The following is a 17,563-nucleotide window of genomic DNA, read 5'->3' as shown; positions in this document are numbered from 1 at the left end:
AAGAGACTTCAAGCAACGACGCCCGGCCTCGCGGCCGGGCGTTTTCGTTTTTGGGCGGAACGCCCGGCTACCACTGAGGCTGGTGGAACCGCGGACTTTTCTTGCGCCGCGTTACAAGATAGGACTTGCATTCTGGAATATGGTATACCAAGCTCCGCGCCGCGCTTGCGACGATAAGCCACAATATTTGCGACACTGGGTCATCTTGCAATCCCAGGTCGCATTCAATCAGGCGCCTTGGGAGGTTGTTGATGATTTCCAGCACGGATGGCGCCGTCACGGCTGCGCCCCTTCGCACAGGTTTCCGTTGGCTCCAGCTTGCCATGGGCATCGTCTGCATGGCGATGATCGCCAATCTGCAATATGGCTGGACGCTGTTCGTCGATCCGATCGATCACGAGCACCATTGGGGTCGCGCCGCGATCCAGCTTGCCTTCACCATCTTCGTCGTCACCGAGACCTGGCTGGTGCCGATCGAGGCCTGGTTCGTCGACAAATACGGCCCGCGCATCGTCATCATGTTCGGCGGCGTGATGATCGCGCTGTCCTGGATTCTCAACTCCTACGCCGATAGCCTTGCCCTGCTCTATACCGCCGCCGTCATCGGCGGCATGGGCGCGGGCGCGGTCTACGGCACCTGCGTCGGCAACGCGCTGAAATGGTTCCCTGATCGCCGCGGCCTCGCCGCCGGCGCGACCGCTGCCGGCTTCGGCGCAGGCGCAGCCCTCACCATCGTACCGATCGCGACCATGATCGCAACGAGCGGCTATCAGCACGCCTTCCTCACCTTCGGCATCGGCCAGGGCGTGATCGTCTTCATCCTCGCCTTCTTCATCCAGCCGCCGCGGCTCTCGATTCCGCCGAAGAAGAAGCAGCTCAACCTGCCGCAGACCAAGATCGACTTCACCCCGCCGCAAGTGCTGCGCGCCCCTATTTTCTGGGTGATGTACCTCGTTTTCGTCATGGTCGCTTCCGGCGGCCTGATGACTGCGGCGCAGATCGCGCCCATCGCACACGACTTCAAGATCGCCGATACGCCGGTGACGCTTGCAGGCTTCCAGATGGCGGCATTGACCTTCGCGATCTCGCTCGACCGCATCTTCGATGGTTTTGGACGCCCGTTCTTCGGCTTCGTCTCCGACAATATCGGCCGCGAGAACACCATGTTCATCGCCTTCGGCACGGCGGCGCTGATGCTGCTGACGCTGTCGGCTTACGGTCACATCCCGGTGGTGTTCGTGCTCGCGACCGCGGTGTATTTCGGCGTGTTCGGCGAAATCTACTCGCTGTTCCCGGCGACCTGCGGCGACACCTTCGGCTCGAAGTTCGCAACCACCAACAACGGCATGCTCTACACCGCCAAGGGCACCGCGTCCCTGCTCGTCCCGCTCGCGAGCGTGATCTCGGCGACCTACGGCTGGAAGGCCGTGTTCGTGGTGGCAGTTGCCTTGAATGCAACCGCGGCGCTGATGGCGCTGTTCGTGATCAAGCCGATGCGCCGCTCCTTCATCCTCGGCAAGGAAGCCGAGAGCGCCAATGCCGCAACGGGCGCCGCCAAGACCGAGACGGCGTAACAACCACACACACCTTGCAAGATTGAGAAAGGGGCGCAACGATGCGCCCCTTTCTTTTTGTCGTTTTGGTACGCGTCAAACGTCAGCATTGCTGCCGCAAGAATTTTCGGATCAGCCAAATCGAATGCTTGACGATTGGCATTATGTATACCACACTTAACCCTGTCATTCACCTAGGGAGGTTGCAATGCTGGTCGGAGACATTCTGCGCAAGAAGACGCCGCGCGTTGTTACGGTGCGAATGAACGAAACGGTGGGTATCGCCGCCAAGCTGATGCGCGCCAACAACATCAGCGCGCTGGTGGTCAAGGACGTGGTCCGTTCCGAGGGCAACACCGCGGTCGGCATGTTCACCGAGCGCGACGTGGTGCGCGCGGTCGCCGAGCACGGCGCCAACGCCGTCAACATCAAGGTCTCTCAGCTCGTCTCGGTGCAGCAACTTATCTCCTGCACCTCGACCGACACGATCGAGCACGTCCGGCACCTGATGAACCGCAATCACATCCGGCACCTGCCCGTGATCGACGACTACAGCCTCGTCTCGGTCATCAGCATGCGCGACATCGCTGCTGCCATGGACGAAGCGATCAACGGCAAGCCGCAAGCGGCAGCCTAGAGCAATAACCTGAAGCGCGATGACGATTCCTCCAGATCTCATCGCGCTTTAGGGCGGCAACCCTTCCCCTGCGACTACCGGCCCCGGCTCGAACCTGTTCGCGCCGGACCGGATCTTTCGTCCCAAATTCCGGTCTCCCGCGAGGATTTCATGAAGATCTGCATCTACGGCGCCGGCGCGATCGGCGGATATCTCGGGGTTCAGCTCGCGCGCGCTGGCGCCGATGTCAGCCTGATCGCACGCGGCGCCCACCTCGCCGCGATGCGCGAGCACGGGCTGACGCTGCTCGCGGGTGAGGAGAAGCACATTGTACATCCGCGCTGCACCGACGATCCCGCCGAGCTCGGCGTGCAGGACTACATCATCATCACGCTGAAGGCGCATTCGATCACCGGCGTGATCGAGAAGATGCAGCCGCTGCTCGGGCCCCACACCCGCATCGTCACCGCCGTCAACGGCATCCCCTATTGGTACTTCCACAAGCACGGCGGCCAATACGAGAACTCGACGCTGGAGAGCATCGACCCCGGCGGGCGGCAGTGGCGCGAGATCGGCGCCGAGCGTGCCATCGGCTGCATCGTCTATCCCGCCACCGAGATCGAGGCGCCCGGCGTGATCCGCCACGTCTACGGCAACAATTTTCCGCTCGGCGAGCCCTCCGGCGAGATCACGTCCGACGTGCAGCGCCTCGCCGACCTGTTCGTCGCAGCCGGGCTGAAAGCGCCGGTGCTCGACCGCATCCGCGACGAGATCTGGCTCAAGCTGTGGGGCAATGTCTGCTTCAACCCGATCAGCGCGCTGACCCATGCCACGCTCGACGTGATCTGCACCGATCCGTCCACGCGGGCGCTGTCGCGCGCGATCATGATGGAGACGCAAGCGATCGCCGAAACCTTCGGCGTCAAATTCCGCGTCGACGTCGAACGCCGCATCGAGGGCGCCCGCAAGGTCGGCGCGCACAAGACCTCGATGCTCCAGGATCTCGAGCGCGGCCGCCCGATGGAGATCGACCCGCTCGTCACGGTGGTGCAGGAGATGGGCCGCCTGACCGGGATCGCGACGCCCGCGCTCGACTCGGTGCTGGCCATGGTGACCCAACGCGCCCGCATCGCCGGCCTCTATGACGGCGTCTCGGCGCCATCGGATCCCCGCGCACTGGCGGTGGCGTGATGGCGGGCGAGATGAAACAATGGCTGCGCTTCCGGAATAATGGCGCGACCGGCTTCGGCACCCTGACGCCATCAGGCATCAGCGTGCAGGAAGGCGAGATGTTCGGCCGCCATGCCGCTACCGGCAAGATGCTGGCGTTGTCGGAGGTCGAGCTGCTGGCGCCCTGCGCGCCCAGCAAGATCGTCGCGCTCTGGAATAATTTTCACGCGCTCGCGGCCAAACTCAACCAGCCGGAGCCGCCGGAGCCGCTCTATCTGCTCAAGGCCACCACCAGCATCACGACGCCGGGCGCCGTGATCCGCCGCCCCTCCTACTACGACGGCAAGACCACCTATGAGGGCGAGCTCGGCATCGTCATCGGCAAGACCTGCGCCCGCGTCACGCCTGCGGAAGCCGACAGCTTCATCTTCGGCTACACCTGCGTCAACGACATCACCGCCAACGACATCCTGACCAGCGATCCGACCTTCCCGCAATGGGCCCGCGCCAAGGGCATCGACGATTACGGCCCGTTCGGCCCTATCATCGCGACCGGCCTCGATCCGGCGAAGCTCGTGGTTCGCACCATCCTCAACGGCGCGGAGCGGCAGAACTATCCGATCTCGGACATGATCTTTTCCGCGCAAGAGCTGGTCAGCAGGATCTCTCACGACATGACCCTGCTCCCTGGCGACCTCATTGCCGTCGGCACCTCGGTCGGCGTCGGCGTGATGAAGGAGCCGGTGAATATTGTGACCGTCGCGATCGACGGCATCGGCGAGCTGACCAACGAGTTTCGGCTGTAGCTCTCTCCCCGTCATTCCGGGCTCGGCGCTTTGCGCCGCCCCGGAATGACGACCGAGGACTGGGCCAGCGCCGTCCCCTGCCTCGGGAAAACCCGGCACTCCACAAACCGCCCTCCACCAATCGGCTGACGCCGACGGCTGTGGATCGCGTTAGCTGGCACGTCCGCCGGCCCGCGCGCCTCTTGATCTCGGTTCCGCTCTCCAATAGCAACTATGGCGAGATTGTGTGCCGGCGTGAGGAAGTCACGATGTGGCTGTTTGTCCTGGTTGCCTGGTTCGTCTTGCTTGCCGCCGTCGCACTTCTCGCCCAGCAGGCGTTTGGGTACGACATCGCCCATTTGCCCGCTTTGTTCGCGGGCCTATCCATGCCGCAGCGGATCGCGACCGGCGTGCTTCTGGTCCTGGCGCTGGCGCTGATCGGCGCAACCGCCTGGCGGCTGTCGCGCCAGGACCGGCGCCTCGACAAGCTGCGCGACCGCCTCAAGAAGACCCGCGAGGACGTCGTCGTCGCCCATGCCCTGCAAAACCACCTCGATGCCACCGTCCAGCACCTGATCGAGAGCGATCCCAGAGAGGCCGTCTCCGCCCTCCACGACAAGCTGGGCGAGACCGAGCAGCGCGCGCTGCTCCAGCAGGGCCGCAACGAATCCACCGACATGCACGACCAGCTCGCCGACATCCGTCGCCGCCAGCAGGCGTTGCGCGACATGGTCGGCAAGGTCGCCGATCAGCGCCGCGCGGTCGAGCCGGTCTTCACCGAGATCCGCGACCGCCAGAACCAGCTCGAGCGCTCGCTGCACGACCTCGAGACCGACGACCGCAAGAACAACCTCGCCGACCGGCTGAAGGACATCGCGCGCGACGTATCGACGCTGCTGACGCGGGTCAACACGGTCCAGGAGACGTTTGCGACCCTCAACCAGTACAAGGAAGATCTGGGGAAATCCCATGCCGAACTGGTGCCGCTGCGCTCGACGGATGCCGGCATCAACGCCCTGATCGGCGAGCTTGGCCTCAGCCATGACCGGCTCGCAAAGGACATCGAGGAGCTCGAGACCGGCGGCGAAACGCCGCTCGGTAGCCGCGTCGAGACGCTGTCAAAGAACAAGGTCGAGATCGAGCAGCGCCTCGCCCGCATCGACGACAGCTTCAACATTCTCAAGGCTGTCAGGCTCGACTTCGAGGAGCTCGGCCAGCGCCAGGCCCAGCTCGAACGCTCGCTCGGCGAAGTCGAGACCGATTCCGACGGCAAGACGCTCACTGAGCGCCAGAACGCGCTGAACGATTTCGTGCTCCAGTCGCGCCAGCGCCTCGGCGCGCTGCAGGAGACGCTGACGACGCTGCATGCCTTCAAGGCGGAATTGTCGAAGTCGCAGGCCGATCTCGTTCCGCTGAAGGCCCCGGTATTCGGCATCGAGGCGATGATCGCCGACGTCAGCACCACTCGCGATCTCCTGGCCAAAACCGTCGGCGAGATCGAGGCGAACGCGGGCGTAACGCTGGCCTCGCGCGTCGAAACGCTCACCAAGAGCAAGCGCGAGGTCGAAGACCGCCTCACCCGCATCTTCGACAATTTCAACATGCTCGATGCCCTGCGCAAGGACATCGGCGGCATCTTCTCGACGATCCGGAACAGCCTGAACCGGATCGGGTGATCCTCTTGTAGGATGGGTAGAGTGCAGCGAAACCCATCATCCCTCCTCGGTGAAACGATCGATGGGTTTCGCTTCCGCTCTACCCATCCTACGGGCCTCGAACCGGAGTTGGCGCCAGCGCGACCAATCCGCCATGCGCATCATCCTCGGCCTCATGTCTGGTCTCGTCGGCATGCTGGCCGGCTGGTTCGGACTTGCGATCCTGGTGGCGACGCTCGCGGGGCCGGACCGGGATGGCGGCACCGCCATGGGGGCTTTCTTCCAGATCGGGCCGATCGGCGGTGTCATCGGCTTTGTTGTCGGGGTGTGGCTGTTCAGCAGGATCGGCATCGTCAGAGCGAGCGTCTCTCTGCCCGATGTGGAGGTGCCCGGCACCGCAGCGGCCTCGCGCAGCCGCATCTCGTTCCCCTTTGCCGTCACGCTTGTGCTGCTGGTTGCGGGGCTCGGCTGGTGGGCGTGGTACGAGCTCATCCGCTCGCCCTATCTCAGTCACGGCTTCATGACGCTCGACCTCCAGTTCAAGCTGCCACCCGGAATGACCTTGCCGGCGAGGGAGGACGTGCGGATCGAGGTGCAGGAACGACAGGGATACACCGTGGCCGAGTTGACCAACCGCTGGCACGGCCACGACGGCGACCGCCAGGTGATCGTCACTTCCGCCTCGCTGATGTACAAGACAGGCCACCGCCTCGTCACCCTCACCCTGCCCAACCAGCCCGCACAATCGTGGCGGCTCGATCTCTCCTCCGATCCCGATCCGACACCGGGCTATTCGGACTGGCACGTTGCGAACGGCACGCCGTCGGCAAGGATCGAGATGAATTTTCGCCTGAGCGCCGACCGCTGACGAACGCGCGGCGTAGCGTCGAAACATTCCGACACATCACATCTCCGCGCGCTCGAGAGATGCCGCCAACATGTCGCGAGGATGCCGCACTGTGGTCGCATTCCGCCGCCCTTCTGTGAGGCGTGTCTGGGGGCACGGCTGTGCCGTGTTTGGACTAAACCTTCTAGGGGTATGACTGTGAAGAAGATTGTATTTGTTCTGGGTGCCACGCTTGCTCTGGTGACGGTTGCGAACGCTGCAGATCTGCCGCGCCGCCAGCCGGTGCCGGTCTACGGGGAGCAGGCTCCGATCGGCAAGATGCCGATTGGCAAGAGCCCGATTGGAAAGGCCCCGATCGGCAAGGCGCCCGGCCCAGTCGCAGCGCGCTACTGATACGCGCAAAATCTGCGTAAGCGGCTGACAGTCGAGGGGCAAAGCGTGACGAACAAACCTGATCGATCGGGATCCTGCATCCTTGCGGGATTTGCCCTGGCGGCCATGATCGCATGCACAACACCCTCGGCCTCGGCCCATGAAGCGAACAAGCGCGCTGCCGATGCCAACGCGCTTGCCACGACCGACACCGCATCACGATCGGCACCGCAATCGCGGCGCCCGATCGCGCGTGCGGAGAAAGGTCCGTACTACGTGGATTTCCGCGCCCGCACGGCGGCGAGCTGGGGCCACGCTTTCGTCTGGTACGGCAAGACCAGCGAGCGCGCCGTCGAGGTCGCAGGCCTTACCCCGTCCGGGGACACCTGGGCCTATGTGCTCGGTCACCTCACCTGGGTGCCATCCGAGACCGGCGCGAGCTATGGCGATCTCGATCCGGACTATCTGACCGCGAGCTACCGCGTGTACCTCAACGAAGCCGACGCCAAACGCGTGTTCGCCTACATCAAGAAATTGCAGGCGAGCTCTCCGGTCTGGAACGCCGAAACCACCAATTGCACCGGCTTCATCGGCGACATCGCCGAATTCATGGGCCTGCAGGTGCCCTATCGCTGGCAGCGCCCGGAAAACTTCGTCAACCGCCTCAAGGAAATGAACGGCGGCCGCCAGATGGTGCGGCTGTCGGCGGAGTAGTTTCCCGTCATTGCGAGCAATTTGGCTCGAAAGCCGAGGTCTCGTGCCCCGGACGCCGCGCAGCACGAAGTGATGCGCTGCAGAGCCGGGGCCCATGCATCAGCACGCTGCGTGGCCTTCTGGGTCCCGGCTCTGCGCAGCAGCGTTGCACGCTGCAGCGCGTCCGGGACACGAGCCCCCAATTATCCGCCCCGCGGAATCACGCCCATTCTCCGCATGAGGCCCCGCCTCCGCCGCACGACCCCGCAATAGACATTTCTCACCCCCGGCGGCATCCTCGCGCCATCAACCGATAACAGAGCCCGCGGGCCGCCCAGGGGGAAACAATGTTGCAGACACGGTTCACAAAGCTCGTCGGCGTCGAGCACCCAATCGTCCAGGGCGGCATGCAATGGGTCGGGCGCGCCGAGCTGGTCGCGGCCGTCGCCAATGCCGGGGCGCTCGGCTTCATCACGGCGCTGACCCAGCCGACACCTGAGGACTTGACCAAGGAGATCGCGCGCTGCCGCGACCTCACCGACAAGCCGTTTGGCGTCAATCTCACCATCTTGCCTGCGATCAAGCCGCCGCCCTATGCCGAATACCGCGCCGCCATCATCGAGAGCGGCATCACGGTGGTCGAGACCGCCGGCAACAAGCCGCAGGAGCATGTCGACGAGTTCAAAAAGCACGGCGTCAAGGTCGTGCACAAATGCACCAGCGTCCGCCACGGGCTTTCGGCCGAACGGATGGGCGTCGACGCCATCTCGATCGACGGGTTCGAATGCGCCGGCCACCCCGGCGAGGACGACACCCCGGGCCTGATCCTGATCCCGGCCGCCGCCAACAAGATCAAGATCCCGATGATCGCCTCCGGCGGCTTTGCCGATGCCCGCGGCCTCGTGGCGGCGCTGGCGCTGGGTGCCGAGGGCATCAACATGGGCACCCGCTTCATGGCCACCAAGGAAAGCCCGATCCACCAGCTGATCAAGGAGAAGATCGTCGCCAATGACGAGCGCGAGACCGAGCTGATCTTCCGCACCATGCGCAACACCTCGCGTGTCGCCAGGAACGAGATCTCGACCAAGGTCGTCGCCATGGAGAGGGAGGGCGCCAAGTTCGAGGACATCCGCGAGCTCGTCGCGGGCGCCCGCGGCAAGATGGTCTACGCAACAGGCAATTCCGACGAAGGCATCTGGTCGGCCGGCCAGGTGCAGGGTCTGATCCAGGACATCCCAACTTGCGGGGAGCTCATCTCCCGCATCGTGCGCGAAGCCGAAGCCATCATTCGCAGCCGGCTCGAAGGCATGATCGCTAGCCCGGCGGCGCAGGCTGCCGAATGATCACTGATGTGATTTGAACAAGGCGCTCGCGGCGCCGAAGGTCTACTCCCTCGCCCCGCTTGCGGGGAGAGGGTCGGGGTGAGGGGGAGTCTCCGCGAGGACGGTAGCGGTTGGCGGAGACTCCCCTCACCCGGAATTTGCTCCGCAAATTCCGGCCTCTCCCCGCACGCGGGGAGAGGCGAAGAACGGCATCGCTCTTCATCTACAAACTCAATTGAGTTCGAGGTAACGCATGAAAGCTTACGTCTACAGCCCTGAGGGCGCTCGGATTTCCGACGTCGCTCAACCAAAACCTAAAGGCACGCAGGTGCTGGTTCGCGTGCGCGCCTGCGGCCTCAATCGCGCCGACACCGGCATGCGCAAAGGTCACGCTCATGGCGCGGCCGGCGGCGTCGGCACCGTGCTCGGCATGGAATGGGCCGGCGAAGTCGCCGAGCTCGGACCGGATGCCAAGGGCGTGAAGGTCGGCGACCGCATCATGGGATCGGGCGGCGCGGCGTTCGCCGAGTACACACTCGCCGATCACGGCCGGCTGTTCCGCGCGCCCTCGAACATGAATTTTGAGGAGGCCGCCACCCTCCCCGTCGCGCTCGCGACCATGTACAACGCCGTCGTCATGGTCGGTGGCGTGCAGGCTGGCCAAGCCGTGCTGATCCAGGGCGCGAGCTCCGGCGTCGGCCTGATGGCGATGCAAATTGCAAAACTCAAGGGCGCCAGGCTGGTGATCGGCTCGTCGACCGATGCCTATCGCCGCGGCCGGCTTGGGGAATACGGCGCCGACCTCGCGGTGGACTCCTCGGATCCCAAATGGGTCGACGAGGTGCTGAAGGCGACCAACCGCGAAGGCGTCGACCTCATCGTCGACCAGGTCTCGGGCCAAGTCGCCAACCAGAACCTTGCTGCGACCAAGGTCAAGGGCCGCATCGTCAATGTCGGCCGGCTCGGCGGCACCCATGCCGACTTCAACTTCGACCTGCATGCCGCGCGCCGGATCAGCTATATCGGCGTTACCTTCCGCACCCGCACCGTCGAGGAGGTCCGCGAGATCTTTGACGAGGTCAAGAAGGACATCTGGGGCGCGGTGGAGTCGCGCAAGCTGCAGCTGCCGATCGACAAGGTCTATGCGTTCGACGACATCGACAAGGCGTTCGAGCACATGGAAGCGAACAAGCATCTGGGGAAGATTGTTGTGACGCTTTAACAGCAGCCGGACGAGAGCCGCAATCTCTCCACTCGTCATGGCCGGGCTTGTCCCGGCCATCCACGTCTTTGCCACGCGGAACGAAGAACGTGGATGCCCGGGACAAGCCCGGGCATGACGGAGAGAGCGGCATAGACCAGCCTTCAATTCGGAAGCATTCGCAACACCTTCGCTCCTGCAACTCACTCGCGACTACAGCTGTGGATCGTCGCTTGATGTTCAGCCCTGGGCTGCTAAATCCCCGCCATGAGCGCACAACACAGCAAGACCTCGGTCGCGGCTATCTCGGTCTTCGCCAGCGGCGGCATGGCGGCGGCCAAGTTCGCGGTCGGCATCGCGATCGGCTCGCTCGCGCTGATCTCGGAGGCCCTGCATTCCTCGGTCGACCTGATTGCGACCATCATCACCTGGGCGGTGGTGCGGGTGTCCGACAAGCCGGCGGATGACCAGCACCATTACGGCCACGGCAAGCTGGAGAGCATCTCCGCGCTCGGCGTCACCGCCCTGCTTTACGTGCTCGCCGGCGGCATCCTGGTCGAGTCCTACAGCCGCCTGCGCGAGGGAACCTCGCCGCCGACCATCTCGGCGGTGCCGTTCGTGGTGCTGGTGATCGACATCGTCGTCAATTTCTGGCGTGCCCGCGCGCTGCACAAGGCCGCGCGGGAAACGCGGAGCCAGGCGCTGGCAGCCGATGCGCTGCATTTCGCCTCCGACGTGATGGGCTCGTTTGCCGTAATCATCGGCCTGATCCTGGCCGCCCTCGGCTTCTGGTGGGGCGACGCGGCGGCGGCTGCCGCCGTCGCCGTGATGATCGCCCTGCTCGGCCTGCGCATGGCGGGCTCGACGGTGCAGACCCTGGTCGACCGCGCGCCGGAAGGCGCACAGGAGAAAGCCACGGCCGCGATCCGCAGCGTGGCCGGCGTGATCGACGTCGAGCGGCTGCGCGTGCGCATGGTCGGGGCGACCACGTTCATCGACACTATCGCGAAGGTACCGCGGACCTATCCGATCGACCGCGTCGAAAGCATCAAGCGCAACGCGGAAGCCGCCGTCAGCAAGGCATTCGGCGATGCCGACCTCACCTTCACCGCCGTTCCCGTCGCGCGCGACAACGAGACGGTGCGCGACCGCATCATGGTGATCGCGCGCAATTCTGGTCTCGCCATCCACCACGTCACGGTGCACGATCTCGGCGCCAAGCTGATCGTCGGCATCGACCTCGAGGTCGACGCGGGCATGCAGCTCGAGGCCGCCCACGACGTCGCCAACACGCTGGAGCGGAACATCCAGGAGGATTTCGGCGAGGACGTCGAGGTCGACGTTCATATCGAGCCGCTGGAACCGGAACTGCCGTTCGGCGTCGATGCTGCGCCGGAACGGGTCCAGACCATTGCCGCCGCACTGACCGAATATGCCGCCGGCAGCGAGATCCACGACATCCATAATGTGCGCGTCCGCAACACCGACGCCGGCGAGATCGTCAACTTCCACTGCCGTGCCATGCCGTCGATGAGCGTGATCAAGGTGCACGAGCATGTCGATGCGATCGAGCGCAGGCTGCGCCGCGCGTTCCCGAGCGTGAAGCGCGTCATCAGTCACGCCGAGCCGCCGCGCGCGTGATCTGGAATGTACGAGGAGTCACGCGTTCCCGTTTCGGACTCATCGCTCACATCGATTTGCGGATGCGAGAGGCGCGAACTCTCCATTGGATAAGAATTATTCGGCATTAACGATTCATTGACTCTCGACAGCCTGCGCAAAGTGGATTCAAATCGCTGTGATTCGAAAGCGACGTGGGGCTGCTTTCGAAATTCGTCGTACAGGTTTTCCAGGGGGCCGAAGGCATGTCGCGTGCAGACGCCGCGAACGCGTGCGTCCAATCCGATTCGATCAAGGGATTGGCGCAATCGATCGCGAAACCTGCCTATCATCGGCTCCTGATCGCGGAGCCGGCGCTTCGCCGCGCCGTGCCGACGCTGATCATCGCGTTCCTGATCACGATCTGCCTCGGTGCGTTCGTGCAGGTCGTCGACCAGACGCGCCAGAAGCGGCAGGTCGTCCGGCACGACATCTCGGCGCTCGCCGACCTGCTCGCAGAGCGTATCGACCGCCTGACCTCGACGCGGCAGGAGCGGCTCAAGAACATCGAGAACCTGCCGACGCTGCTGCCCGACCTGATCCCGTCCTGGGGCATGGCCACCGGCCGCCACGTCGTCGTCACCTCGGCCGGCGTCGACCGCCGCATCCTCGCCCGCATTCCCATCGACAGCGATCCCTCCGGTAACGACCGCCTGCTGGATGCCATCACCACGGCGCAACTGCTCGCGGCGCCGCCGCGCGACGGCGACATCTCCGACATGACGCTGCCGAACGGCAATCCCGCGATGGCGACCTCGCGGCAGATCAAGTCGCTGCCCGGCTACGTCACCGTGATCCAGGAGCGCAACGAGCCGATCTGGGGCTCGGACGCCGCGCTCTCGGTGACGCTGTCGGCGACAACAGGCTTCGTCGTCCTGATCCTCGGCTTCGCCTTTCACTGGCAGTCGACCCGCGCCCGCGAGGGAGACCTCATCAACGACGCCGTGCGCGGCCGGATCGACACCGCGCTCAACCGCGGCCGCTGCGGATTGTGGGACTGGGACCTGTCGCGCGGCCGGATCTTCTGGTCGCAATCAATGTTCTCGATGCTGGGCCTCGACGGTCGCAACGAACTCCTCACCTTCGGCGAGGTCAACGCGCTGGTGAAGTCCGACGACATCGACCTGTTCGAGATCGCCGACCAGCTCATTTCCGAGAAGATCGCCCACATCGACCAGACCTTCCGCATGCAGCACGTCGACGGCCACTGGATCTGGCTCCGCGTCCGCTGCGAGAAGACCAGCGGGGCGACCGATTCCAGCGTGCACCTGATCGGGATTGCGGTCGACATCACCGAGCAGAAGAGCCTCGCCGAGCGCACGGTGGAAGCCGACCTCCGCCTGCGCGACGCCATCGAGACCATTAACGAGGCCTTCGTGCTGTGGGACGCCAGCGACCGCCTCGTGCTCTGCAACTCGCACTTCCAGCGCCTGCACAAGCTGCCCGACTCGGCCGTCATCCCCGGCACCTCCTACGAGACGGTGCTTGAGGTCGGCCGCATGCCGGAGGTGCGCACCCGTCACAACGAGACCGCGGCCCAAGGCCCCGGCGCGCGCACCTTCGAGGCGCAGCTCGACGACGGCAGCTGGCTGCACATCAGCGAGCGCCGCACCAAGGACGGCGGCTACGTCTCGGTCGGCACCGACATCACCCGCATCAAGGAGCACGAGCAGAAGCTGGTCGACAACGATTTGCGCCAGCGCGCCACCGTCATCGACCTCAAGCGCTCACAGGCAGCCCTCGAGCGCCAGACCAACGAGCTCGCCGATCTCGCCGAAAAATATCAACGCGAGAAAACCCGCGCCGAGGAAGCCAACCAGACCAAATCGAAATTCCTCGCCAATATGAGCCACGAGCTGCGCACCCCGCTCAACGCCATCATCGGCTTCTCCGAGATCATGGGAAGCGGCATGTTCGGTGAGCTGGGCTCGGAGAAATACCAGGAATACTGCCAGGACATCCTGACCAGCGGCCATTACCTGCTCGAAGTCATCAACGACATCCTCGACATGTCCAAGATCGAGGCCGGCCGCATGAAGCTCGACATGGAAGAGCTCGATCTCGCGCAGACGCTGGCGGAATCCTTGCGGGTCGTCACCGGCCGGGCCCAGGACAAGAAACTGACGCTCGACGCCGACATCGAGACGTCGATCTCCGTTGTTGCCGACCGCCGCGCCACCAAGCAGATCATCGTCAATTTGCTGTCGAACGCGGTGAAGTTCACGCCCGACGGCGGACGCATCGTGGTGCGCAGCCGGCAGCTCGACGACAAGATCGTGCTGATGATCGCCGACACCGGCATCGGCATCGCGCCGCATTCGCTGTCGCGGCTCGGCCGTCCGTTCGAGCAGGTCGAGAGCCAGCTCACCAAGACCTATCACGGCTCGGGCCTCGGCCTCGCGATCGCCCGCTCGCTGGCGCAGCTGCACGGCGGCTCGATGAAGCTGCGCTCGAAGATCGACGTCGGCACCGTCGTCCGCGTCACCCTGCCGCGCGATGCGATCAAGGCGGCGGCCGGAATATCGGCTGCGGCGTAACGCTTACAATTGCAGCGACGGCGCGACTTCGCGCGCGACATTGACCAGCGCCGCGATCAACGGCGTCATGGGATCACGCTGCGGGATCACCATGCCGATGCTGTAATTGACGTCGGGATCGGTGATCGGGATCGAGCGGACCGTGTCGGACAGACCGAGCGTCTCGGCGAGCTTGGCCGGCATCACGCTCGCCCAGCGCCCCGTCTTCACGTGCGTGAACAGCACCAGCAGCGAGTTCGAGGTCAGGGTCGGCGTCGCCTCCGCGCCGACCGAGCGCAGCGCGCGGTCGATGATGCGGCGGTTCTGCATGTCGGGCGTCAGCAGGCACAGCGGCACCTCGCCGACCTCCTTCCACGTCACCGTCTCGCGATCGCCGAACATCCCGTCCGGGGCGGTCAGCAGGCGATAGCTCTCGTTGTAGAGCGGAATGGTACGCACCTTTCCGATCGGCTCGTTCTCGATGTAGGTCAGCCCCGCATCGACCTCGAGATTTTCGAGCAGTCCCAGCACTTCCGATGACGTGGTGGACTGGATGCGGAAGCGCACCTCGGGATGCTTGGCGCGGAATGGTGTCGTCAGCTGGGCGACCATGCCGAGCACGGTCGGGATCGCCGCGATGCGTATCTCGCCGGAGAGCTGATGCTTCAGCCCGTTGATCTCGTCGCGCATGGCCCGCGCGTCGCCCACGATCCGCCGCGCCCAATCCAGCGCCCGCTCGCCCTCAGGGGTGAAACCCTGGAAGCGCGATCCGCGCTGGACCAGCATCACGCCCAGGATCTCCTCGAGCTGCTTCAGCCCGGTCGACATGGTCGGTTGCGTCACGCCGCAAACTTCTGCCGCGCGTCCAAAATGCCGCTCCTTTGCCAGCGCCAGCAGCAGTTCAAGCTTGTCGATCAACCGGTCGTCTCCTCGAATTCTGTCGTGGCATGCAAGCTAGCACGCCGGCCCTGCACCAACACGCAAAAACCGGCAACCGATACGAGCTTGATTACCAATTCGTATCGTCCAATTGGCTGTGCCGATCGATCTGAATTCGCAATCGCAGCATGAGACAGCTTTATTGATCTTCGAACGATTCCAAATAGTTTGCGAGGAAGGGACGCTCAAATTGAGAACGAAGAATGACAGCGGTTTACGAGCCTTGGGATGAGACGCGCGGCGCCGAGATCATCGCCGAACATGCGAACCGGGAAGGCGCGACGCTGGTCATCCTGCATGCGCTTCAGGAGGCGTTCGGCTACGTGCCGGAGGCAGCGATTCCCATGGTGGCGCAGGCGCTGAACCTGTCGCGCGCGGAAGTGCATGGCGTGTTCACGTTCTATCACGATTTCCGCCACAAGCCGGCCGGCCGCCATGTGCTGAAGCTGTGCCGCGCGGAGGCCTGTCAGGCCGCCGGCGGCGATGCGCTGGCTGCGCGCGCGGAAGCGAGGCTCGGCGTTTCGCTTGGACATACGACAGCCGATGATCGCGTCACGCTGGAGCCGATCTACTGCCTCGGCCTGTGCGCGACCGCGCCGTCCGCGATGCTCGACGGTCGCCTTGTTGGCCGGCTCGACGAGAAGCGCCTCGATGCGCTGGTTGCGGAGGCACAGCGATGAGCGTGCGTCTGTTCGTCTCACGCGATGCGGGTGCGGTCGCTGTTGGTGCCGACGAGGTTGCACTGGCCCTGGAAAAAGCTGCAGCCAAACGCGGCGTTGCCATCGAGATCATCAGGACCGGCTCGCGCGGCCTGTACTGGCTGGAGCCGCTGGTCGAGGTCGCGACGCCGCAGGGCCGGATCGCGTTCGGCCCCGTCACCGAGAGCGATGTGCCCTCGCTGCTCGACGCGCTCGCCAGCAATACGCCGCATCTGCTGCGGCTGGGCGCGACCGACGAGATTCCGTGGCTGAAGCGCCAGACCCGCCTCACCTTCGCGCGCTGCGGCGTGATCGATCCGCGCTCGCTCGACGACTACCGCGCCCATGGCGGCTACAAGGGCCTTGAGCGTGCGCTCTCGCTCGGCTCGGATGCGATCCTCACCGAGGTCACCGCATCCGGCCTGCGTGGCCGCGGCGGCGCGGGCTTCCCAACCGGCATCAAGTGGAAGACGGTTGCGCAGGCGAAGGCCGACCGCAAGTTCATCGTCTGCAACGCCGACGAAGGCGACAGCGGCACCTTCGCCGACCGCATGATCATGGAAGGCGATCCCTTTCTCGTCATCGAGGGCATGACGACATCAGGCATCACGGTCGGCGCCACCAAAGGCTACATCTACATCCGCAGCGAATATCCGCACGCGGTCGAGGCGATGAATGCCGCCATCGTGGCGGCGAGGCGCGGCGGCTATCTCGGCGACAAGATCGGCGGCTCGACGTACAGCTTCGATATGGAAGTGCGCGTCGGCGCCGGCGCTTACGTCTGCGGCGAAGAGACCTCGCTGCTGGAAAGCCTCGAAGGCCGCCGCGGCCTCGTGCGCGCAAAACCGCCGCTGCCGGCGCATCACGGCCTGTTCGGCAAGCCGACCGTGATCAACAACGTGCTGTCGTTCGCGGCGATCCCCTTCATCCTCGCCGAAGGCGCCAAGGCCTATGCGGATTTCGGCATGGGCCGTTCGCGCGGCACGATGCCGATCCAGCTCGCCGGCAACATCCGCCATGGCGGCCTGTTCGAGACCGCGTTCGGCGTGACGCTCGGCGAACTCGTCGACGACATCGGCGGTGGCACGTTCACCGGACGCCCGGTGCGCGCGGTGCAGGTCGGCGGTCCGCTCGGCGCCTATTTCCCCCGCGCGTTGTTCGACACCCCGTTCGACTATGAGGCCTTCGCCGCGCGCGACGGCCTGATCGGTCATGGCGGCATCGTCGTGTTCGACGACAGCGTCGACATGCGCAAGCAGGCCCGCTTCGCCATGGAGTTCTGCGCCATCGAATCCTGCGGCAAGTGCACGCCCTGCCGGATCGGCTCGACCCGCGGCGTCGAGACCATCGAGAAGATCATCCGCGGCGATCGCGTCAGCGAAAACCTCGCGCTGGTCGAAGACCTCTGCAACACCATGAAATTCGGCTCGCTCTGCGCACTCGGCGGCTTCACGCCCTACCCCGTGCTCAGCGCATTGAAGCACTTCCGGGAGGATTTTGTTCCGGCGCCGACCACGCTTCAGGCCGCGGAATAGGA

General features: G+C 64.7%; 15 protein-coding genes. 14 read left to right on the top strand and 1 reads right to left on the bottom strand.

Annotated elements, in window-relative coordinates; genetic code table 11:
* Positions 1-251 precede the first annotated feature (251 nt).
* The 12 genes from oxlT (at position 252) to B5V03_RS09395 (ending at position 14,410) form a co-directional block, all read left to right on the top strand.
* Positions 252-1,574 carry an oxalate/formate MFS antiporter gene (gene oxlT / locus B5V03_RS09450; RefSeq protein ID WP_129269427.1) on the top strand — a complete coding sequence of 441 codons (1,323 nt, stop codon included), beginning with the start codon at positions 252-254 and terminating at the stop codon, positions 1,572-1,574.
* Positions 1,575-1,761: 187 nt separating this feature from the next.
* Entirely contained in the window at positions 1,762-2,190 is a 429-nt protein-coding gene (locus tag B5V03_RS09445; protein WP_129269425.1) for a CBS domain-containing protein, read from the top strand.
* A 150-nt stretch (positions 2,191-2,340) separates the two neighbouring features.
* Positions 2,341-3,360, top strand: a complete 1,020-nt coding sequence (locus tag B5V03_RS09440) for a 2-dehydropantoate 2-reductase (protein ID WP_129269422.1) — start codon at positions 2,341-2,343, stop codon at positions 3,358-3,360.
* An 11-nt stretch (positions 3,361-3,371) separates the two neighbouring features.
* Complete coding sequence (locus B5V03_RS09435) at positions 3,372-4,145, top strand: fumarylacetoacetate hydrolase family protein (RefSeq protein ID WP_164987893.1); 774 nt, start codon at positions 3,372-3,374, stop codon at positions 4,143-4,145.
* 248 nt (positions 4,146-4,393) lie between these two features.
* Positions 4,394-5,800, top strand: a complete 1,407-nt coding sequence (locus B5V03_RS09430; RefSeq protein ID WP_164987892.1) for a hypothetical protein — start codon at positions 4,394-4,396, stop codon at positions 5,798-5,800.
* Positions 5,801-5,933: 133 nt separating this feature from the next.
* Entirely contained in the window at positions 5,934-6,647 is a 714-nt protein-coding gene (locus B5V03_RS09425; protein ID WP_129269419.1) for a hypothetical protein, read from the top strand.
* 171 nt (positions 6,648-6,818) lie between these two features.
* Positions 6,819-7,019, top strand: a complete 201-nt coding sequence (locus B5V03_RS09420) for a hypothetical protein (protein ID WP_129269417.1) — start codon at positions 6,819-6,821, stop codon at positions 7,017-7,019.
* A gap of 45 nt (positions 7,020-7,064) precedes the next feature.
* Positions 7,065-7,712, top strand: coding sequence for a hypothetical protein (locus B5V03_RS09415; protein ID WP_129269415.1), 648 nt, complete (start codon positions 7,065-7,067; stop codon positions 7,710-7,712).
* A gap of 326 nt (positions 7,713-8,038) precedes the next feature.
* Positions 8,039-9,034 carry an NAD(P)H-dependent flavin oxidoreductase gene (locus tag B5V03_RS09410; protein WP_129269413.1) on the top strand — a complete coding sequence of 332 codons (996 nt, stop codon included), beginning with the start codon at positions 8,039-8,041 and terminating at the stop codon, positions 9,032-9,034.
* A 232-nt stretch (positions 9,035-9,266) separates the two neighbouring features.
* Positions 9,267-10,235 carry a zinc-binding dehydrogenase gene (locus tag B5V03_RS09405; RefSeq protein ID WP_129269411.1) on the top strand — a complete coding sequence of 323 codons (969 nt, stop codon included), beginning with the start codon at positions 9,267-9,269 and terminating at the stop codon, positions 10,233-10,235.
* A 246-nt stretch (positions 10,236-10,481) separates the two neighbouring features.
* Positions 10,482-11,855 carry a cation-efflux pump gene (locus tag B5V03_RS09400; RefSeq protein WP_129269409.1) on the top strand — a complete coding sequence of 458 codons (1,374 nt, stop codon included), beginning with the start codon at positions 10,482-10,484 and terminating at the stop codon, positions 11,853-11,855.
* A 224-nt stretch (positions 11,856-12,079) separates the two neighbouring features.
* Positions 12,080-14,410, top strand: coding sequence for a PAS domain-containing sensor histidine kinase (locus B5V03_RS09395; RefSeq protein ID WP_129269407.1), 2,331 nt, complete (start codon positions 12,080-12,082; stop codon positions 14,408-14,410).
* A 3-nt stretch (positions 14,411-14,413) separates the two neighbouring features.
* On the opposite strand, the gene B5V03_RS09390 is transcribed toward B5V03_RS09395, so the two are convergent.
* The gene (locus tag B5V03_RS09390) at positions 14,414-15,307 is read right to left on the bottom strand and encodes a LysR family transcriptional regulator (RefSeq protein ID WP_129269405.1); all 894 of its coding nucleotides are present in this window, start codon (positions 15,305-15,307) and stop codon (positions 14,414-14,416) included.
* Positions 15,308-15,531: 224 nt separating this feature from the next.
* Here B5V03_RS09390 and B5V03_RS09385 point away from each other — a divergent pair, with 224 nt between their 5' ends.
* Both B5V03_RS09385 and B5V03_RS09380 read left to right on the top strand, forming a co-directional pair.
* Entirely contained in the window at positions 15,532-16,008 is a 477-nt protein-coding gene (locus B5V03_RS09385) for a formate dehydrogenase subunit gamma (RefSeq protein ID WP_129269403.1), read from the top strand.
* Entirely contained in the window at positions 16,005-17,561 is a 1,557-nt protein-coding gene (locus tag B5V03_RS09380) for a formate dehydrogenase beta subunit (RefSeq protein WP_129269401.1), read from the top strand. Before B5V03_RS09385 ends, B5V03_RS09380 begins: the two co-directional genes overlap by 4 nt.
* Positions 17,562-17,563 lie beyond the last annotated feature (2 nt).

It is taken from the genome of Bradyrhizobium betae, from assembly GCF_004123905.1.
In the GTDB taxonomy this organism is placed as follows: Bacteria; Pseudomonadota; Alphaproteobacteria; order Rhizobiales; family Xanthobacteraceae; genus Bradyrhizobium; species Bradyrhizobium betae_A.
The sequence above is the reverse complement of the archived record's forward strand: the minus strand, read 5'-3'. Positions and strand labels throughout refer to the sequence as shown.